Source organism: Arcicella sp. GW821-FHT09D11 (genome assembly GCF_059416265.1).
Genome location: NZ_JBWKOV010000001.1, coordinates 1,262,044 through 1,281,694, shown reverse-complemented (window position 1 = coordinate 1,281,694; position 19,651 = coordinate 1,262,044). Strand labels below are relative to the sequence as shown.

Below are 19,651 nucleotides of genomic sequence, written 5' to 3'. Positions count from 1 at the left end.
CCTAAATCTCGTCGTAACTATCTTCCTAATTACTCCCCTATCTCAACCCGTTGGCGTCGTTTGGGAGTGCAAAGATGTAGGATTAATTCTAAAACACCAAACAACAACACAAAGTTTTTTTTAAACTTTTGAAAAATAATCCATAACATCCACCATAATTGCACTGAAAACCAAGAAGTTATTGACAATGAAAAAAATGAAAAAAATTTGAGAAAAAATGCTCAAACTTTAATCTACTTGAATTTTTATATAAAAAGCGGTCAATCATTTTAAAAATGACTGACCGCTTTTAGTAATTTTAGTACGATTTATATCCAATTTATCCCAAGAAAGGGTACTTATAATCTGTTGGAGATACAAATGTTTCTTTAATTGTTCTTGGAGAAACCCATCTTAATAAGTTTAACATAGAACCCGCCTTATCATTTGTCCCAGAAGCCCTAGCTCCACCGAATGGTTGTTGTCCAACCACTGCTCCCGTCGGCTTATCATTGATATAGAAATTACCTGCTGCATTTACTAGCTTTTTATTAGCAATCTCTAAAGCATAACGATCTTGAGCAAACACTGCTCCTGTAAGTGCATAATCAGAAGTTGTATTTACGATATCTAAAGTTGCTTTATACTTTTCCGCCTCATATATATAGATAGTAAGTACTGGTCCGAATATTTCTTCTGACATCGTAGTATAATGAGGGTCTTCCGTCAAGATAATCGTTGGCTCAATAAAATACCCTTTCGATTTATCATAATTTCCACCTGCTATTATTTTGGCTTTGTCTGAAGCTTTTGCATTATCTATATATCCTGCGATTTTATCAAAAGCCTTTTCATCAATCACGGCATTCACGAAATTTGAAAAGTCTTCTACACCACCAATTTTAATTTCTTCTAAGTCTGTTTGAATATATTCCCACGTTTGCTCCCAAAGCGTATCAGGAATATAAGCTCGCGAAGCCGCAGAACATTTCTGTCCTTGGTATTCAAAAGCTCCACGAACCAAGCCTACAGCTAGGGCTTTGGCATCAGCTGATTTGTGTGCTACTACAAAATCTTTTCCTCCTGTTTCTCCTACGATTCTTGGATACGACTTATACTTATGGATATTTTCGCCTATTGTTTTCCAGATATGTTGAAACACTTTGGTACTTCCTGTAAAATGTACCCCAGCAAATTGTGGATGCTTGAATACGATATCGCCTGTTAGTGGCCCATCTGTATAGATAAGGTTTATTACGCCATCTGGCAATCCTGCTTCTTTCAATACCTTCATTAATACATTCGCAGAATAGATTTGCTGTGGCGATGGTTTCCATACTACAACATTTCCCATTAAGGCTGCCGATGCTGGAAGGTTACCCGCAATAGCCGTAAAGTTGAATGGCGTTACTGCAAACACAAATCCTTCTAAGGGACGGTATTCTAATTTGTTCCAAACGTTTTCAGAAGAGATAGGCTGTTCTGCATATATCTGTGTTGCAAAATGTACATTGAAACGTAGGAAGTCTATCCACTCACAAGCTGCATCAATTTCTGCTTGATAAGCATTTTTCGATTGACCTAACATCGTTGAAGCATTTAATTCATTACGATATTTGGTAGCCGATAGGTCTGCTGCTTTTAAGAAGACTGCCATTCTATTTTCCCAAGGTAAACTTGCCCATGTTTCTCTGGCTGATAGTGCTGAGTCTATTGCTTGATTCACATGACTAGCATCGCCTTCATGATAATATCCTAAAATATGTTGATGGTCGTGTGGGGAAGTCAAAGCTTGTTTATTGCCTGTTCTTATTTCTTCAGAACCTATATACATGGGTACGTCTATTACTTTACCACGCATTTCAGTTAGTTTGGCAATAAGTGCTTCACGCTCCTTTGTATTAGGTGCATATGAGTTGATTGGCTCATTTTTGGGCGTTGGTACGCTAAAAAATCCTGTTGACATTTGATGAAGTTTTTGGTTTGATGTAAAATTAAGTAAAAAGCTGAATAAGGACAATTAAGAAATAAGATTGAAGTAGCAAGACACAAGAAAACAATACTTAAAAATAAAGGTTGATCATAAGAACGAGGTAATGACAAAAGATATGAATTACTATCTTTTTAATCTTTTACTATGATAAGTACAAAATCAAGTTTAACTCACTCTCTGAAAACCTTCCGAACTGAAAGTACATATTACATTATCTCTTGCTTCTTTTGTCTTATGTCTTGCTTCTTCAACAAAAAAGCAACTTTCGGGTTGAGGATGTTCTTTTATCAATCGACATTTGTATTGTTAATTTATAAAGAACATGACAACAGATACATATCATTATGAACGTATTGCCAAAGCAATTGAGTTCATTACCGACAATATTACTGCACAACCTTCCTTAGAAGAAGTGGCCGAAAAAGTAAATCTCTCTCCTTTTCATTTTCAAAGAATTTTTACTGAATGGGCAGGCGTTAGTCCGAAGAAGTTTTTACAGTTTTTAACAGCCGACTATTTAAAAGCTAAAATTAAGGACACTGCCACTTTGATAGAAGCAGCAGAGATAGCAGGGCTATCGAGCCAAAGCAGAGTGTATGATTTGTTTACAGGTATTGAAGCTGTTACTCCCCAAGAATTCAAAAGTGGTGGAAAAGGTTTGCACATTGATTATGCTTATCATGATACTCCTTTCGGAGAATGCTTTATGGCCGTTACCGAAAGAGGAATTTGTGGAATGGCTTTTACCAATGAGATTTCTAAAAATGAAGATTTAGAGACCTTTAAACAGAAATGGCATTTTGCTACTATCGAAGAGAACCCTTCTGTCACCGAACAATATGTAAAACGCATTTTTACACCACATCTTAGCTCGTTAGACAAATTACATCTATTAGTACAAGGTACCAATTTTCAGTTAAAAGTATGGGAAGCTTTATTGACGATTCCTCAAGGTTCATTAACGACTTATCAACAAATAGCAGATAGTATCGGACATAACAAGGCTGTTAGAGCAGTCGGCACCGCTGTCGGAAATAATCCTATTGCTTACTTAATACCTTGTCATCGAGTAATTAGAAAAGAAGGAAAGCTGGGCGAATATCATTGGGGAAGCATTCGGAAGAAAGCCCTTGTTGGATGGGAAGCGAGTAGAAGTATTGAGTGAATGAGTGAGTTGTGATTTAGTGAATTATTACTAAACACCAAAATATTTAATTACTCATTCACTAACTCACACATTCACAATTTTACATTGAACATGAATATCAACTCACTTAACTGGCAAAGTATTAAACAAGATTTGGATGAACAAGGGTATGCTGTTATTCGGGCAGTGATTCCTCGGGATATTTCTGACCAATTAATAGCTTCTTATTCTCAAGCTGATTTATATAGAAGTACTATTGTAATGAAACGTTATAATTTTGGGAAAGGTGAATATAAGTATTTTTCGTATCCTCTACCCGAAAGCATTGCTTATTTAAGGGATGAACTTTATACGCCTTTATCGTCAGTAGCAAACGAGTGGAATCTAAAATTAGGCATTAATCTTACCTATCCCGAGAAGCATCAAGATTTTATTGAAGCTTGTCAGCAACAAAATCAATACAGACCAACACTTCTGATTTTGAAATATGAAACAGGTGACTTTAATACCCTCCACCAAGATTTGTATGGAGAGTTGTATTTTCCTTTTCAGGCAGTATTGTTTTTATCTCAACCTCAGGAAGATTATACTGGCGGAGAATTTGTATTGATTGAACAAAAACCCAGGTTACAATCTCAGGCTATTGTATTACAACCGAACCGTGGCGACATGGTAATTTTCACTACAAACTTTCGGGCTGCCAAAGGAACAAGAGGATATTATCGTTCGCCCATGAAACATGGTGTTAGTAAACTCCATAGTGGAAATCGTTATACAGTCGGGATTATTTTTCATGATGCTAAATGATAAGACATCAAGATATACTAGATGAAAAAGGAACAAACCGTTTATTGCTGTCTTTAATCAAAGACAAGCAAATTATAATAGGTGGTAATAAGTCATTAAAGATTTATGGAACGCTCAATTGTAAATCTGGCAAAAGAATGAAAACCCAAAACAGAGTCTTCTTTAAAGATATTCAAGAAGCTATTGCTTTGGGTTTTCGTCCTTGTGGGCATTGTATGAGGTTGGAGTATTTGGAATGGAAAAAGGGAAATATTGATTGATTATTTAAAAAGAATAAACTTCCTCGCTTCTGAATTAATTGCATTAGGGTCTAATTTATCTGTAATCTTCAAAAAAACTAAAGCACTATCTTTTTCCATATAATATGAATAAGCTATTGCTAATTGAGAATACGCCTCTACGTTTTTATTATCTAATTCAACAGATATTCTAAAATTATCAATTGCTTTATTCAACAATTTAATATCATTGTTTTTAATAAACATTTGGGCATAACTTGTTCCTCTTGAAAGCCATACCTTAGAATTTTTAGCATTTAATTTTAAGGATTTATTAAAGTATATTAATGACTCATCAAACTTCAATTGTCGTCCAAGTATATTTCCAAAACCCCAATAAACATCAGCATTAGTACTATCCAATAACCAAGCCTGATTAAATCTTTTCATTGAAGAATCAAAGTCATCTTTATAATAATACTCCCACGCTCTATATAAATGATGGGATACAGCTTTATTTCTATTTTTAAAAAATCTGTCACATTCATTAAGAAAGTCTTTATCAATTTCTAGTTGTTCTTTGCATTTTTTTACTCCCCCATACATAGGTAAAATATTTATATTTTGTGGGCAATCCTCGGCAGCAGAACAATTTAAAAATAATACGATTGATAATAATATAATCTGTTTCATAGTGATTTATTTATTGTAAAATTTACCTTGTTTTCATAACTCATTGAACAATAACTAGAATAAATATTCATTTGGCTTTATCAAAGGCTAATTTAAGGGCTAGGCTACTCAAAATACCCGCCATAAACCATTTCTGAATTTTAATCCAAGTAGGTCGACTACCAAACCAGATAGCTATTCTGGATGCAAACAATACTATCATTAAATTGACTGTAAAACTGACCGTCATTTGGATTAGTCCTAATTGAAAATTCTGTAATAATACATTGCCGTATTCAGGTCTGATAAACTGTGGAAAGAACGACATATAGAAAACAGCAATTTTAGGATTGAGTACATTAGTGAGAAACCCCATCTGAAAAAGTTTGAAATTACTATCGTCTTCCAATGTCGTTGTTTCAAAAAATGATTTACTTCCCGGCTTGATGGCGTTCCAAGCTAAATACAATAAGTAGCAAACGCCTAGCCATTTCAGAAAGGAATAGGCAAAAGGCACAGCCATCAAAATAGCCGTAAGTCCGAAAGAGACCATGATGACATGGAATAGAAAACCTACAATAACTCCTGCTAGTGAAATCATTCCTGCTTGCTTGCCTTGTGAGATAGAACGCGATATTAGGTATATCATGTTGGGACCGGGTGTGATGACCAACCCAAAAGCGGCAATAATAAAAACGAGTAAGTCTGAAAGTGGTATCATATTATGCTGTAAAATGAGATTTCATCTCGTAATTTTTGTAACTTAATTTTAACGAGATTTCATCTCGTTTTACTGTTTTAGAAAGCTAGATATGGTAAAAGCTTATTGAGTGTTTGTTCATCCAAAAGTTTGATATTCTCTAAATCTTTTCGACTTGAAAAACTCCCGTGCTGTTGCCGATATGCAATGATGGCTTTAGCAACATAAGGACGTAAATATGGATGCTTAAATTCTTCTAGGGTCACCTCATTAATTTTGATTTTCCTGAGTTGAGGATTTTTGACTGTGCCATATTTCAATAGTTCGTCAACTGAAATAGAATCTAATCCCCAAATATTGCGTACTTGCTCTATTGAATAAAAGCCTCCAAGTTTCTCTCGTTCTTGAATAATCCTGATAGCTCGCTTAGATGCAATACCCTTTAATTTCTTTAAGTCGTTGGTGTCAGCTCTGTTTAAATCAAAACTAACAGGTTTGAAATTTTCCTTAGTAACATTTGTTGTTGGCAAATTCTTTTCTGTTACCAACTCAACTTTTGTACTATTGACATTTGGTTGAATGATGGGTGAAGTTGATAAAACAATGTAGGGTGCTAGCTTTTCATAGAGAGCTATTGGGAAGTTATAGATTTTTTTTAAATCTTCTTTATTTCTAAATTTTCCACCTTTATTTCTATAATTGACTATTCGTTCGGCTAGCCAAGGAGCTATCCCTAGCTTCTGTAAGTCGTCGGTATTGGCTAAGTTAGGATCAAAAGTGAATAGTGTAATGGTTCCAGCCCCCTCTTTAAAGTCATTTTCTTTAGCATATTTATCGGAAAAATTATTTTCATGCTCTCTAGGATGCTCAGAACGTTCTTTGATTTCAATTTTTGCCATTAACTCCTCAATCTTTTTCGGATTTATTGAATCATTAACAACTTGTTTTTCAGGAAGATAATCAAAAATGAAAGTAAAAATAATGAGTAAAAAGATTAAGAAAATAAGCAAAACAAAGCCTTTTATTTCTGTTTGATTAAAAGCGAAAAAATCACGTAGATAAGCTTGTAGTTTTTTATACATGGGTGTTAGGTATTAAAATGAATATGATGTTAAACAACAGAAATTAAAATGTTTATTCTGTAATTCAGGCTTTTGAACTAATTTTGTATTGTTTTACCGCTATAAGCTTTAGGCTGTAAGCGATAAGCCATTTTTTATAGTCATTGTCAAAAAAAGGAATCAACATTTTTTAAGCTTTTGATAATACTAATTTACAAGATTTCTTGCCACGAAGGTTTTGAAATTGAAGGATTTATCTGTTCCAAATAATTATGATACTTTACAGCACAAATCATCAAAGTGATGATGTTTCTTTGGAAGAAGCAGTATTTAGAGGACTCCCTCCAGACAATGGCTTATATATGCCTCATGTTATTCCGACTTTACCCTCTTCTTTTTTTGATAAAATAGAAACACTATCAATTTCAGAAATTGCCTTTGAAGTAACTAAAACATTATTGGGCGACGATATCCCTGAGGATGATATTAAAACGATTGTAGAAAGAGCTATCGATTTTGATGCACCTTTGGTCAATCTTGAAAAAGACACTTATGTATTAGAGTTGTTTCATGGACCATCTATGGCATTCAAAGATTTTGGAGCAAGGTTCATGGCATCATTGATGTCCTACTTTTTACAAAAGTCGCACAAAGATATTCATATTCTTGTGGCAACTTCTGGCGATACTGGCGGAGCTGTTGCCCAGGGATTTTATAAAACGCCTGGTATTAAAGTAACTATTTTGTATCCAACTGGCAAAGTGTCGGATATTCAAGAAAAGCAATTAACTACCTTGGGCGAGAACGTAACGGCTTTGGAAGTAGATGGAACTTTTGATGATTGTCAGGCTTTGGTGAAAGCTGCATTCTTAGACAAAGAACTGTCTTCAACTATCAATTTAGCTTCTGCCAATTCTATCAACATCAGCCGATTGATTCCTCAATCATTTTATTATTTCAATGCTTATGCCCAATTGAAGAAAGCAGGCAATACCAAACCTCTTGTTTTCTGTGTACCAAGTGGAAATTTTGGCAACTTATCAGCAGGATTAATTGCTCAGAAAATGGGCTTGCCTGTCAAAATGTTTGTGGCAGCAACCAATGTAAACAATATTGTCCCGAGCTACTTGGCTACTGGCAATTATGAACCAAAGCCATCTCAAGAAACAATTTCCAATGCAATGGATGTAGGTAATCCATCCAATTTTATCAGGATGCGTTTATTAGCGGGTGATGCTTATGAAGAAGTAATAAAGCATATCGCAGGAGATTCTAGCAATGATGAGCAAACCAAATTGGCTATGAAGGAGGTTTTTGAAAGAACCAATTATGTAATGTGTCCACATACAGCCGTGGCTTATTTGGGTTTGAAATCTTATACAGATACGCTTTCTGAAGATGTAGCAGGTGTGTTACTTTCTACTGCTCATTATGCTAAATTTTTAGATGTGGTTGAAGATGCTTTGGGTACCTCTGTTGAAATTCCTGAAAGATTATCGGCATTGTTGTCTAAAGAAAAAGTAGCGATACCGATGACGAAAGATTTTGCAAGCTTTAAAAACTACTTGTTTTCTTTATAGTAAAAATAAAAAGACTCGTAGAAGCGAAATATCGGTAGTCTCTGAATAACAACTTTCCTCTTAGCCCCATCGGGGCGAAATATTTCGCCCCGATGGGGTTAGTGGTAAGTTTACAATTACAAGATAATTCTACCGATATAATGTTCCTACGGAACTATAATCATTTACTCAAAACATCAATCAAAAAAGCGGTCAGAAATGAGTTTTCTGACCGCTTTTTTGATTATAAAATTCGGAAAATTATCAAGAGCTTAATTATATATTCCTTCAATCAACTCTTTATAATTATTATGAATGATTTTTCTTTTTAGCTTCAATGTTGGTGTTAATTCGCCCGATTCAATCGTAAATAATTTAGGTAATAATTCTACCTTTTTTACTTGTTCATATTGAGCAACATTCTTCATCAAGTCTTTTACTACTTCATCTATTTTCTCTTTCACTTTATCATTCTTAATCATCTGAGTGGCATCCTTACAGTCTACCCCGTTTCTAGTACACCACTCTTTTAAGGCATTGAATTCAGGTACAACCAAAGCTGACGGGAATTTTTGTCCTTCTCCTACAACGATTGCTTGTTCAATCAATACAGATTCCTTCAATTTATTTTCGATTACCTGAGGTGCTACATACTTACCACCAGAGGTTTTGAAGATTTCCTTCTTTCTATCAGTAATTTTCAGATAACGTCCTTCAAAAAGTTCACCTATATCTCCTGTATGAAACCAGCCATCCACATCTATCGCTTCGGCAGTAGCATCTGGTCTTTTATAATAGCCTTTCATGATAGATGGACCTTTTACACAAATTTCTCCGTCTTCAGCAATTTTCAACTCCACATTTGGTAATACTGTACCTACACAACCCACTCTAAAATCAGATAAGATACTTGACGAAACTACTGGCGAAGTTTCTGTCAATCCATAGCCCTCCGCAATCGGAATTTCAGCGGCCCAAAATACCCTTGATAAACGAGGTTGCAAAGCGGCAGAGCCAGAAGCAATAATTTTGATATTACCTCCTAAGGCCTCTTTCCATTTACTGAATATCAATTTTCTGGCAATTTTCAACTGTGCATTATACCAAAAACCCATATCCTTCATTGGATCATATTTCAATCCTAAGTTCAATGCCCAAAAGAAAAGCTGTTTCTTAATACCTGATAGTTCGTAACCCTTCGCTACAATCTTATCATATACTTTTTCTAGCAATCTCGGAACAGTTGCGAAAACTTGTGGCTTAACATCTTTTAGATTATCGGCAATGGTATCCATACTTTCGGCATAGTATACCGAAACGCCATAATACATATACACATATACATCGGTACGCTCGTAAATGTGGCAAAGCGGAAGGAAACTTAGGGCTTTGTCATCAGATGATAATTCTAAATGCTTTCCAATCACCAATCCATCAATGTTAGAAATGATATTATCGTGCGTCAGCATTACTCCTTTGGGCTTGCCTGTCGTGCCAGAAGTGTAAATCAATGTCAGCAAATCGTCTGGATGAACAGCTGCTTTATAAGGTTCTATTTGAGCGAAATCCTCCCCTTTGGCTAAGTCTAATAATTCTGTCCAATGTTTTGTTCCTTTAAAAGGATCAAAAGAATAGATACCTTCTATGCCTTCCAACACGCTGGTTGCTTCAAGTACTTTTGCTAACAAGGCCTTGTCAGAAACAAAAATCAATTTAACTTCTGCATCCGTAAAAATATAACGATAATCTTCAATCGTGATGGTCGGATACATCGGCACCAATACAGCTCCTAATTGCTGAACTCCTAATTCAATAAAATTCCATTCTGGTCTGTTATTAGAAATCAACGCAATTTTATCGTCTTTTTTAACCCCTAATTTGATTAAGCCAACGCTTACTTTATTAACGATTTCTATTACTTCGGTAGCACTATATTTTTTCCATTCGCCTTTTACTTTACTAGCGAAGGTGTCTTCTTTATTTACTGCTAGTACACAATTGGGTAGTAAATCAAATACTCTGGTAATGTTAGGATTGCTCTTCATGACTATCTTAGTTTATTCGATGCCTCTTCAAAATAAAATACAAATTAAACCCTATATTTTACAATAGCGTTAAACAAAGATAACAAGTTTAAATAAATGAAAATAGTATGCAAGCATAATTATTTTGTATTTTTTGAGTATTTCAAACAAAGAATTTAACAGCGGATTATTAATAACTATTTTTTGCTAAAATTTACTTTTATCCACCTTCTATCCTATTCATTAACAATTTGAATAATTTCTTTTCTACCATCTGAATATAAATAAGTTAATTCTATTTCACTTATTTCATTATCCTTCAAGATATAATATCCGTCGTCTGTAGTACTATCATTTAAAAATTTCCCTTCAAATCGCTCTCCGTTTTGGAAATAATAAATACCATTCCCTTCTCGTTTCCCTGCCTTATATTCTCCTTCATACATTTTATTTCCGTTTGGGTAATACTGTATTCCATAACCATCTCTTTTACCGCTTTTCCACATTCCTTGATAACTCCCCTGTGTTTTGTGGACAAATAGGCCTTCTCCATCTTTGCAATTTCCAGTCACACAACCTGTTTTCTTGAAAGAAGCTTCATTGGCACTAAGTAACTTATTTTCAATAACTTCTATATTTTCAACTTTTCTATCAACATTCGAATGAACATTTGTTTGGTCATTTTTTGATGCTCTTGATATCTCTATCACCTTATCGTTATCAGCTTCTAGCCATCCTTTTTTGATAGCTTCTAATCTTAACGATTTGGGTGGATGTGTAGAAGTTACATGCTCTTCTTGAAAATACTGAATAGCTTGTTGTGACTGTTCTAAAGTAGCACCCATTTGGTGCAACCAAAAACCTGAAAAATAATCAGCCTCTAATTCTTTTTCAGGACGACTTCCTTCTCCATCTATGGTATGGAAATTGGCATGATGACCAATCTCATGTGCTAAGATAGAAATCGCAGCCCAGTCGGTTTGAGCAGTCCGTTCCACTCTACCCAAAAAGTCACGGTCATAAATAATATAGGGTTGTCCTTCAATAATAGTCGCAAAACAATTATCAGTATTTGAACATTGCATTACTTTAAACTTACTATGAATCTGCCCCATTTTTTTGGCAAATTTCCCGATTACTTCTGCAGCATGACTTTCAGAAATATATCCCATCGTCTGTGGACAAATGTCTTGGGGTAATACTTTCTTGCCAAAATAATTACATGCAAAAACGATTTTTGGTTGTTGAGCCAACAGCTGATTGCTAAAAGCAAGACTAACAATGAAGAGTAAAGAGAAGAGTTTTTTCATGGCTATTTTACTTGATTGTGAATAATTAGAGGATAGACACAAAAAATAAAAAGCAGGCCACTTTGATTAAAATGGTCTTAGCAAATTTTATTTAAAGCAATCAAGTAAAGTTTTAAACCATACAATGATATTTAGCGGTTTATCCACAAAAAAAGCCTGTAAGTGGATAAGCTTACAGGCCTGATAGTAATACGTTTAGGTAATTAATTTATTGTATCTCCCCTCAAATTTCTAAATCTTTTTCTAGCATCTGCTCCATAAATACTCCCAGGATACTTTATCAACAATTCTTGGTATAATTTCATCGCCTTTGTGGATTGGTTCAATACATCCTGATAAGTTTTCGCTAATAGATACAATGCATCATCGCCTTTTATGTCATGTGGAAAATTCTGGATGACAAATTCTAAATCTTTTATTCCTTTATCCACATTTCCTTGTTTCAAATAGATATTCGCTCTTAGAAAAACCAAATCGTCCATGATAGGATTTCCACGATATATCTTTTCCATTTCTCCTAATTTGGCGATAGCCTCCTCATTACGATGTTGAAAAAGTAGGAGTTCAACAGTAGAATAATCTTTTAAGGCAGTTTCTGTACTATCAAAACCCGTGTTTTCTTGAATCAGTAAACTCAGTTCCATAGCATCATTGGCAATCTCGCGAGTAGTGGCTTGTTTTAAAATATCTAATACTTCTTTGGCTAGCTCAAAGTCTCCTCTGAAATATGCCAATTTTGCATTTCTTAATTTGGCATCATACCCAATCGGACTATCTTTCTCTGATTTTTCCACTTGCGAATATAATAACGTAGCTTCCCAAGGCTCAGATTTCAACAAGAATATATCTCCTAAATCTAGTTTACACTTATCCACAAATATCTGATCATTATTGGCAAGTTTGATGACTTTTTCCAAAACGGCAATGGCAGTATCTTTTTCATTCAAGTAAAACGCATACAAAAGCCCTTTGCTTCTTAGGGCTTCTAATGTTCTCTGATTCGTTCCTATTTCATCCAGCATCTTGGTATATTCGCCAATGAGTAATCGAATATCCGATTGATTGATTGGGTAAGTGGTTTTAATCACTTCTTCTTTGGCATTAATCAACATTCTTCTCCACAATGGATAGTTCTGATGTCTAGGGTATTCTTTGATTAAGTATTCAAAAATTTTACCTGAATTGACATAGTCTTTATTTTGATGCGCCATAAACCCTAAATCCGTCACTTGAACGCCTTCTTTTCTATAGCGTTTATCCAATGCCCGCGCCTGAACAAAAGCTTTATAAAAGTCCTTTTTCTGAATCAAATGCCAAATCAAAATATCGGTATAATAAGATGTTTGTGGATATTGTTGAACTTTCGCGTAGAGTATTTTTTCTAATTCTTCAATTTCCTTGTCTTCCTTCAACTCATCCTGAAGTATTGACTGTACCATTTCTTGATTATCAGTCACTAAACCAAACTTTAGGTACTCTTCTATCATTTGAGTGACTTTGCCTTCCATACGGAACAAATTTGCTAACTGTACAGCGTATTTATCTTCCGTTTTTGTAAAAGCCCTTGATACCTCAATTGTTTGTATAGCTAAATCTGTTTGGTGTTGCTGAGCAAAATAATTCACTAAATCTATCATTTCGTCATCACTTGCCTTTACTTTATCAATCGCCAAATCATAGTTTTTTTTAGCCTCGTCTTTCTTGTCAGTTGACTGATAAAGTCTTCCTAAATCAACTAAATATTTAGCTTGGTTGGCATCAGCATTTTTGATTTGTTTCTTAACAAACTTTTCGGCTTCGTCCCATTCTTTCAACTTCACCAAAGTTTCCAAGTATGGTTTATAAATATCTTTTGCGGCCTCTTTGTTCTTAGCCAATTTTTGAAAAATGGTTTTCGCCTTTTCATATTCTCCCGATTTCAGGTATTCAATTCCCAACTGAGCATCTTGACTGAAAACATCAAAAGACCCCATTAAGAAAATGAAGAAGCAAAGAGCCTTCAAAAAAGTTTTCAACAACATCTTATATTTAATCATAATAATTTTTATTTAATTTTTTATAAAAAAGAAAACTATTACTTCTATTATACTGTGGATATGTGGATGAGTATTGTGAAACATTATTTTCACAGATAATTGTTAATATCAGTTTTTTTATCAACATAAAAAACGTACTTATCAACATATAACTATTTGATTTACAATATCATTAATTTTAATCCACATATTTGTGTATAACTTTTAACTTTTTCTCAACATTATTCACAATGAGTTTTTATGTTGTTAACTTGTCATAAAAATATGGATTAAATCGATAGTTTTCCACGTTTCCAAATGTCCATTTTTTGTTTCCACAATGCCTCTATTTCTATCCACAAAAATAAGGGGTATAAAACCCCTACTTTTCCACTTTTTTGAAAGGCTATTTGCCCTATTTCACGACTTATCCACAGAAGGTTGACCATTTTTTGATATTTAGTCAATTGTAAAGTCATTTCCAGATAGAACGAAATTTTGTTTCAATTTAATCTTGTTCGGATTATAGATTATTTTTTCTGGTAGAGTATTGGTCTGCCAGTCGCCTTCATCCCAACGAGAATTCTGATTTTCATCCACAATCAATCTTACATAATAAATACCTGCTTTAAGAAAGGCAAATTCGTATTTCAATACGTTGTCCACTTTTTCAATTACCTCATTTCGTTCATTCAATAATTGAATAATAAAATGCTTTTTGTTGGGGTTCTTAACTTCCCCTTCGATGATACCATAATTCTCAGGATCTCTGATTGAGTGAAAACTTTCAATGTTAGAAGTACTATCATTTTCAAGTGATATGAATGTTCCTTTTGGAATACGGATTCTTACAAATTCCTTCGGTTTTTTATCATTTTTCTGGATATGCAATTTCGTTTTTCCTTGGCTCCATGTAATGTCTTTTTCAGTAATAGGTACCTTAATAAGTGTATCATTCATGATTTCAATTTTACTAATATCATATTGAATAATAGGTTTTGAAAAATTGATAGTATAACCCACATCCTTTAAATCTATGTCCTCATTATTAGTAGGCGTTATTTTCGTACTAAACTCCTCTTTAACACTTTCATCCTTTTTGCCTTTTACCCTAAATTTAATTTTTTGGTCATGTGTAAATACCCTATGTAATGAATCGGTAACCGATACTTTTACCTTTACAGTATCGATAGTGTTGATAGTATTATATATTCTTAGGTTTTTACTGTCAATTTGTTGATAAGCCAGCGTATCTTTTCTGCCTAAAAAGTCAATTTTTACATTTTTTATCCCTTTACTATATTCTATATAATAGTAGTTAGCTGTATTTCTGGTTTTAGCTACTTTATTTGGACTTTTATCCATCTTAGCCATATTGATTTCTAGGTTCGATAAATTACTTTTTAAGTCAATCGTATCTTTTACAAAACCTATTAATTCTTTGGCTTCCTCATACAATAGATTATTATTAGCATCGGCAATCGCATAAATTCTGTATTTGCCAGAAGCTACATTTTCAATTTTGAAAACACCCGAGCTATCTGTTTTTGTAAAGTAATAAGGTTTTTCTTTTTTAGGATTCAATGTATCAGAATAGGTGTATAAACCGACGGTCATATCCAAAATTGGTTTATTGATTTGTGGATTAAATACTTTACCGCTTACAATCAATGAATCAATAATTTTTCCAGTACTGAAAACCAATCTTATATTTTTAGCAATGTTCCTTTCTGTAATATCCTTTATAGCATTTCTGAAATTTAAACTATAAGTAGTATTTGATTTGAAAGGTTTTTCAAAAGTGAGTCTTACACCTCTTGGCAATGCCTTGGTTTGATAAGCACCTTCAATATTTGGGGTAATCAATAATTGCTGTTGGATATTATCAACCGTTACATATTCATTAAATTCTAATTGAATTACTTTTCCTGAAAAATTGGTTGCTTGATTATTCGGCAATGTTTTAACGATAACGGGAGCTAATGTATCTTTTTTGCCACCTGTTGGTGCTACGATTTGTGCACAACTAAAGAGGATTTCGATGAGTATAAAACTAAGAAAACTTATCAAGACTAAATTCTTCACTTTCATGTTAATATGTTGAAAACTTTGTGGATAAAATAAATGCCAATGGCTTAAATCTGGAAAACTCCCTTTAATTAACCCAAAATTGCTTAAAAAAATTGGTTTATTGAAATGTTGACCATTTTACAAAAAGAAACCCTCAGTGTTTGTTAAACTCTGAGGGCTGTGGAAAAGTGTCTGAAAAATGTTAATTCTTCTTAAATATGTAAATTAAGCTTGAATAATTTTGTTGATTACTTTCAGCTTTGATATTAGATTTCAAACCATCTACAAAGGCTTTGAAATAGTTGATTTTCCCTGTTTGATACTTAGTACTCAACATCGAAACATAGAAGGAATCAAACTTCATAGGGAGGGTTTCTTCCAAAAGGAAGTTATGTTGTTCAAAAAGTTGCTTTATTGTCTTTTGAGAGAAATGATACAAATGTCTGGGAACATCATAGGCTGCCCATTTATTGCCATAAATAGCGGCATCTTCTGATTCATGATTAGGTACAGCTATAATCAACGAACCATCCACAGCGAGTCTTTCATATAACCAATCAATCGTTTCATTTAATTGATGCACATGTTCTAAAACATGCCACAAAGAAATGATGTTAAATTGCTCATTTTGGAATGAACTCAATACATCAGTCTTGATAGTAGATTGATTAATTTGTTCTGCAATTGCCCTTGCATCATCGTCTGGTTCAATACCAAATACTTTCCAACCATTTTCTTTGCATACATTCAAAAACATCCCCGTTCCACAGCCTACATCTAGCAATTTGCCTTTTGCAGGATACAATGTATTAACTAATTCTAATTTACCTTTTAGCGTATATTTTCTAACAGAATGATAAATTTTAGCAATAAGTCCCTTAGAAGTATTAGTATGCGAGATATAAGATTCAGCTTTATAATATGCGCCTATTTTATCTATCTCAGGGCGAGGATTGGTAAATTTAAACCCACAAGTATTACAATTGACGATTTCGAATTCTTCTTGGCTTACTGTATAATCTTTAACAGTAAGATAATGACTAAATGAACTTTGTTGACAGACTGGGCAAGTGCTTATTTTTTCCATGGTTGTTAATTTTCACAAAGGTACAAAAAAGACTTGTAAGGTTTTGGTTTACGATAACCATTGCTTACAAGTCTTTTGTATTTATTATTATCACTATTTATCTGTCCATATAAAGCATCAGAACAGAAACATCAGAAGGCGATACACCGCTAATCCTTGAAGCTTGACCAATAGTGGCTGGTCTTATCCTTGATAGTTTTTGACGGCCTTCGTTTGAAATAGCCTTTAAGTTAGCATAATCAAAACTTGCTGGAATCTTAAGGTTTTCAAATTTCAACAGTTTATTAACCATTACTTGCTCTTTTTCAATGTAGCTTTCATATTTCACATTGATTTCAGCTTGTTCCAAAATTTCATCTTTAAAATTAGCTAAATAAGCCCCTACTTCTGGAGATAATGTTTTCAACTTTTGAACATCAATATCTGGGCGTTTCAATAAATTAATGATAGGTGTTCCTTCTCTTAACAACGCTGTACCAATCGTTTCCAACACAGGATTTACTTCTTCAGGTTTTACTTTCAATGATTTCAATCCATTAATTAATACTGCTGTTTGCTCTTTTTTATTATTAACATTATTTAATCTTTCTTCTGAAGCCAACCCAATTGAGTGTCCCCTCTCTGTTAAGCGAATATCAGCATTGTCTTGTCTGAGCAACGTTCTATATTCTGCTCTTGACGTAAACATTCTGTAAGGCTCTTCTGTACCCTTATTAATTAAATCGTCTATTAAAACGCCAATATAAGCTTCTGAACGAGATAAAGTAAACTCTGGTAAGTCTTGTGCTTTTTGATGGGCATTTATCCCAGCCATTAAACCTTGACAAGCCGCTTCTTCATATCCTGTTGTCCCATTAATCTGTCCTGCAAAGAATAAATGCTGAATCAGTTTGGTTTCTAATGTTTGCTTTAATTGCGTTGGTGGGAAGAAATCATATTCTATCGCATAGCCAGGACGGAACATTCTTACATTTTCAAAACCAGGAATCTTTTTTAATGCTTCATACTGTACATCTTCTGGTAATGAAGTTGAAAACCCATTAACATAAACCTCTACAGTATGCCAGCCTTCTGGTTCAACAAAAATTTGATGTCTATCTTTATCAGCAAAACGATTGATTTTATCTTCTACCGACGGACAGTATCTTGGCCCTAATCCCTTTATTCTACCCGCAAACATAGGAGATTTTTCAAAACCTGTTTTTAATACATCATGTACTTCTTGATTAGTATAGGTAATCCAACAGCTTCTTTGCTCAGTTAAAGAAGGCGTATCTAAATAAGAAAACTTACTTGGATTTTCATCTCCTCTTTGTTCTTCCATTTTAGTATAATCCAAGCTTCTACCATCTACTCTTGGTGGGGTACCAGTTTTCATTCTACCAGCTTCAAAGCCTAACTGTACCAATTGTTCAGTAATACCAGTTGCTTTTCCTTCGGCTGTTCTACCACCACCAAAGTTTTTTTCACCAATATGAATCAATCCATTCAAGAATGTTCCATTGGTCAATACAACAGATTTAGCTTTGAATTCAATGCCTAATTGAGTTTTTACACCTAATACTTTATTATCTTCCACTAACAGACCAGAAACCATTTCCTGCCAAAAATCCACATTAGTGTTTCTTTCCAAAGCCAAACGCCATTCTTCCGCAAACCTCATTCTATCCGATTGGCATCTAGGTGACCACATAGCTGGTCCCTTAGAACGATTCAGCATTCTAAATTGAATCATGGTTTTATCAGAAATAATTCCTGACATTCCACCCAAAGCATCTACTTCACGCACAATTTGTCCTTTAGCCACACCACCCATGGCTGGATTACAAGACATTTGAGCAATGGTATTCATATTCATCGTAACGAGTAATACCTTCGAGCCCATCGTTGCTGCTGCGTGAGCGGCTTCACAACCAGCATGACCAGCTCCTACTACGATAACATCATATTCTTTGTACATATTATTAATTGATATTTGAATCTACTTTTATACTTGTTTTTAACTTCTTGTTTTATTTTCTCTAATAATGGCCAATAGTATGCTGTTTAAGATAATTAATGTAACTCCTTATTTTTGTTACTAATGGCTTACTAGAACTAATATTAATCCCTCTTATTCAGTAGCCTGTGAAACATATCTAATATCTACTTATTTCATCATCTTATGTCATTTCATAGCCATAATTAATCTTATATTACCTTGAATCTGTTTTTAGTTATTTAATAATGATTATTTAGACCATGCAATTCGAGGACTATTCTTTTTCTATTCTCTGACTATGTCCTATTCAAGTAATACTATAGCTTTGTATATTTTTATCTATAAACAAATACTTTAGCCACTGTAATGATTATTTAAAACCAAATAATTGAAATTATGAACGTTTTAAATGAGTTGTAAAAAATGCGTGTTTTTTACAAGTGTTCCACGTGGAGTGTTTGAATAAAATATAAAAATTCAACTATTGAAAATTAAAATATATTTACTTTCGATCTCTCTCATTTGTGCTTCATCTTCATCTGAAAAATCATCATAACCACAAAGATGTAAAAGTCCGTGAACTAACACACGCTTAAATTCATCAAGAAACTCGGTTTTTAATTCTTGAGAATTCTCTTTTACCCTTTCAATACTTACAAAAATATCACCCTCAATCATTTCTTCTTCTTCAGAATTATCAAAGGTAATGATGTCAGTATAGGTGTCATGCTCTAAATACTCAACATTGATTTTATGAAGATACTCATCCGAACAAAATATATAGTTGAGGTCTCCAACCTTAAAGCCCTCTAATTCAGCCACTTTTTTTAACCAAGCTTTTAACTGGTTTTTCTGGCTAAATTTAAAATCAACATCCTCGTTAAAAAAAACAATCATTGTGTAATAACATTATTAAGTTTGAAATAATTCGTTCACAAAGATACAATATAAAATTCAGCTTGTGAATATCAGCTACTTAGAGAGAAAGAAGGAAATGTGTAGAAAGGCAGAGATATAGTACTAGAAGA

At 33.8% G+C, this 19,651-nt stretch carries 16 protein-coding genes; 4 read left to right on the top strand and 12 right to left on the bottom strand.

Going from position 1 to position 19,651, the window contains the following annotated elements; all coding sequences use genetic code 11:
* Positions 1-319 precede the first annotated feature (319 nt).
* Positions 320-1,945, bottom strand: coding sequence for an L-glutamate gamma-semialdehyde dehydrogenase (pruA, locus tag AC07N0_RS05420; protein ID WP_494588394.1), 1,626 nt, complete (start codon positions 1,943-1,945; stop codon positions 320-322).
* A 349-nt stretch (positions 1,946-2,294) separates the two neighbouring features.
* On the opposite strand from pruA, the gene AC07N0_RS05415 reads away from it, so the two are divergent.
* The 3 genes from AC07N0_RS05415 to AC07N0_RS05405 all read left to right on the top strand — a co-directional run bounded on the left by AC07N0_RS05415 (position 2,295) and on the right by AC07N0_RS05405 (position 4,186).
* On the top strand, positions 2,295-3,137 hold the full coding sequence (locus AC07N0_RS05415; RefSeq protein ID WP_494588393.1) for a bifunctional helix-turn-helix domain-containing protein/methylated-DNA--[protein]-cysteine S-methyltransferase: 843 nt from the start codon (positions 2,295-2,297) through the stop codon (positions 3,135-3,137).
* Positions 3,138-3,230: 93 nt separating this feature from the next.
* Positions 3,231-3,926, top strand: coding sequence for a 2OG-Fe(II) oxygenase (locus tag AC07N0_RS05410; RefSeq protein ID WP_494588392.1), 696 nt, complete (start codon positions 3,231-3,233; stop codon positions 3,924-3,926).
* The gene (locus tag AC07N0_RS05405; protein WP_494588391.1) at positions 3,923-4,186 is read left to right on the top strand and encodes an Ada metal-binding domain-containing protein; all 264 of its coding nucleotides are present in this window, start codon (positions 3,923-3,925) and stop codon (positions 4,184-4,186) included. Before AC07N0_RS05410 ends, AC07N0_RS05405 begins: the two co-directional genes overlap by 4 nt.
* On the opposite strand, the gene AC07N0_RS05400 is transcribed toward AC07N0_RS05405, so the two are convergent.
* The 3 genes from AC07N0_RS05400 to AC07N0_RS05390 form a co-directional block, all read right to left on the bottom strand.
* On the bottom strand, positions 4,187-4,837 hold the full coding sequence (locus tag AC07N0_RS05400) for a tetratricopeptide repeat protein (protein ID WP_494588390.1): 651 nt from the start codon (positions 4,835-4,837) through the stop codon (positions 4,187-4,189).
* Between the two features lie 67 nt (positions 4,838-4,904).
* Positions 4,905-5,537, bottom strand: coding sequence for a LysE family translocator (locus AC07N0_RS05395; RefSeq protein ID WP_494588389.1), 633 nt, complete (start codon positions 5,535-5,537; stop codon positions 4,905-4,907).
* A 77-nt stretch (positions 5,538-5,614) separates the two neighbouring features.
* The gene (locus AC07N0_RS05390; RefSeq protein WP_494588388.1) at positions 5,615-6,598 is read right to left on the bottom strand and encodes a ComEA family DNA-binding protein; all 984 of its coding nucleotides are present in this window, start codon (positions 6,596-6,598) and stop codon (positions 5,615-5,617) included.
* A gap of 251 nt (positions 6,599-6,849) precedes the next feature.
* Here AC07N0_RS05390 and thrC point away from each other — a divergent pair, with 251 nt between their 5' ends.
* Complete coding sequence (thrC, locus tag AC07N0_RS05385) at positions 6,850-8,157, top strand: threonine synthase (protein WP_494588387.1); 1,308 nt, start codon at positions 6,850-6,852, stop codon at positions 8,155-8,157.
* 251 nt (positions 8,158-8,408) lie between these two features.
* On the opposite strand, the gene AC07N0_RS05380 is transcribed toward thrC, so the two are convergent.
* The 8 genes from AC07N0_RS05380 to ybeY all read right to left on the bottom strand — a co-directional run bounded on the left by AC07N0_RS05380 (position 8,409) and on the right by ybeY (position 19,520).
* On the bottom strand, positions 8,409-10,181 hold the full coding sequence (locus AC07N0_RS05380; protein WP_494588386.1) for an AMP-dependent synthetase/ligase: 1,773 nt from the start codon (positions 10,179-10,181) through the stop codon (positions 8,409-8,411).
* Positions 10,182-10,396: 215 nt separating this feature from the next.
* Positions 10,397-11,470, bottom strand: a complete 1,074-nt coding sequence (locus tag AC07N0_RS05375; RefSeq protein ID WP_494588385.1) for a hypothetical protein — start codon at positions 11,468-11,470, stop codon at positions 10,397-10,399.
* Positions 11,471-11,673: 203 nt separating this feature from the next.
* A complete protein-coding gene (locus AC07N0_RS05370; protein WP_494588384.1) occupies positions 11,674-13,506 on the bottom strand; it encodes a tetratricopeptide repeat protein in 1,833 nt (610 codons plus the stop codon).
* Positions 13,507-13,775: 269 nt separating this feature from the next.
* Positions 13,776-13,934: a hypothetical protein gene (locus tag AC07N0_RS05365; protein WP_494588383.1), complete on the bottom strand. Its 159-nt coding sequence runs from the start codon at positions 13,932-13,934 to the stop codon at positions 13,776-13,778.
* A gap of 10 nt (positions 13,935-13,944) precedes the next feature.
* Positions 13,945-15,576, bottom strand: coding sequence for an Ig-like domain-containing domain (locus tag AC07N0_RS05360; RefSeq protein WP_494588382.1), 1,632 nt, complete (start codon positions 15,574-15,576; stop codon positions 13,945-13,947).
* 181 nt (positions 15,577-15,757) lie between these two features.
* Positions 15,758-16,642 carry a class I SAM-dependent methyltransferase gene (locus tag AC07N0_RS05355; RefSeq protein WP_494588381.1) on the bottom strand — a complete coding sequence of 295 codons (885 nt, stop codon included), beginning with the start codon at positions 16,640-16,642 and terminating at the stop codon, positions 15,758-15,760.
* Between the two features lie 97 nt (positions 16,643-16,739).
* The gene (gene mnmG / locus AC07N0_RS05350; protein WP_494588380.1) at positions 16,740-18,602 is read right to left on the bottom strand and encodes a tRNA uridine-5-carboxymethylaminomethyl(34) synthesis enzyme MnmG; all 1,863 of its coding nucleotides are present in this window, start codon (positions 18,600-18,602) and stop codon (positions 16,740-16,742) included.
* 498 nt (positions 18,603-19,100) lie between these two features.
* On the bottom strand, positions 19,101-19,520 hold the full coding sequence (ybeY, locus tag AC07N0_RS05345; protein WP_492801172.1) for an rRNA maturation RNase YbeY: 420 nt from the start codon (positions 19,518-19,520) through the stop codon (positions 19,101-19,103).
* Positions 19,521-19,651: the final 131 nt, after the last annotated feature.

Coding starts and splice junctions, on each gene's coding strand:
- AC07N0_RS05365 (WP_494588383.1), bottom strand. CDS start 13,934: ATGGTCAACCTTCTGTGGATAAGTCGTGAAATAGGGCAAATAGCCTTT.
- AC07N0_RS05405 (WP_494588391.1), top strand. CDS start 3,923: ATGATAAGACATCAAGATATACTAGATGAAAAAGGAACAAACCGTTTA.
- AC07N0_RS05390 (WP_494588388.1), bottom strand. CDS start 6,598: ATGTATAAAAAACTACAAGCTTATCTACGTGATTTTTTCGCTTTTAAT.
- AC07N0_RS05360 (WP_494588382.1), bottom strand. CDS start 15,576: ATGAAAGTGAAGAATTTAGTCTTGATAAGTTTTCTTAGTTTTATACTC.
- AC07N0_RS05355 (WP_494588381.1), bottom strand. CDS start 16,642: ATGGAAAAAATAAGCACTTGCCCAGTCTGTCAACAAAGTTCATTTAGT.
- AC07N0_RS05380 (WP_494588386.1), bottom strand. CDS start 10,181: ATGAAGAGCAATCCTAACATTACCAGAGTATTTGATTTACTACCCAAT.
- pruA (WP_494588394.1), bottom strand. CDS start 1,945: ATGTCAACAGGATTTTTTAGCGTACCAACGCCCAAAAATGAGCCAATC.
- AC07N0_RS05395 (WP_494588389.1), bottom strand. CDS start 5,537: ATGATACCACTTTCAGACTTACTCGTTTTTATTATTGCCGCTTTTGGG.
- AC07N0_RS05410 (WP_494588392.1), top strand. CDS start 3,231: ATGAATATCAACTCACTTAACTGGCAAAGTATTAAACAAGATTTGGAT.
- thrC (WP_494588387.1), top strand. CDS start 6,850: ATGATACTTTACAGCACAAATCATCAAAGTGATGATGTTTCTTTGGAA.
- AC07N0_RS05400 (WP_494588390.1), bottom strand. CDS start 4,837: ATGAAACAGATTATATTATTATCAATCGTATTATTTTTAAATTGTTCT.
- AC07N0_RS05370 (WP_494588384.1), bottom strand. CDS start 13,506: ATGATTAAATATAAGATGTTGTTGAAAACTTTTTTGAAGGCTCTTTGC.
- AC07N0_RS05375 (WP_494588385.1), bottom strand. CDS start 11,470: ATGAAAAAACTCTTCTCTTTACTCTTCATTGTTAGTCTTGCTTTTAGC.
- mnmG (WP_494588380.1), bottom strand. CDS start 18,602: ATGTACAAAGAATATGATGTTATCGTAGTAGGAGCTGGTCATGCTGGT.
- AC07N0_RS05415 (WP_494588393.1), top strand. CDS start 2,295: ATGACAACAGATACATATCATTATGAACGTATTGCCAAAGCAATTGAG.
- ybeY (WP_492801172.1), bottom strand. CDS start 19,520: ATGATTGTTTTTTTTAACGAGGATGTTGATTTTAAATTTAGCCAGAAA.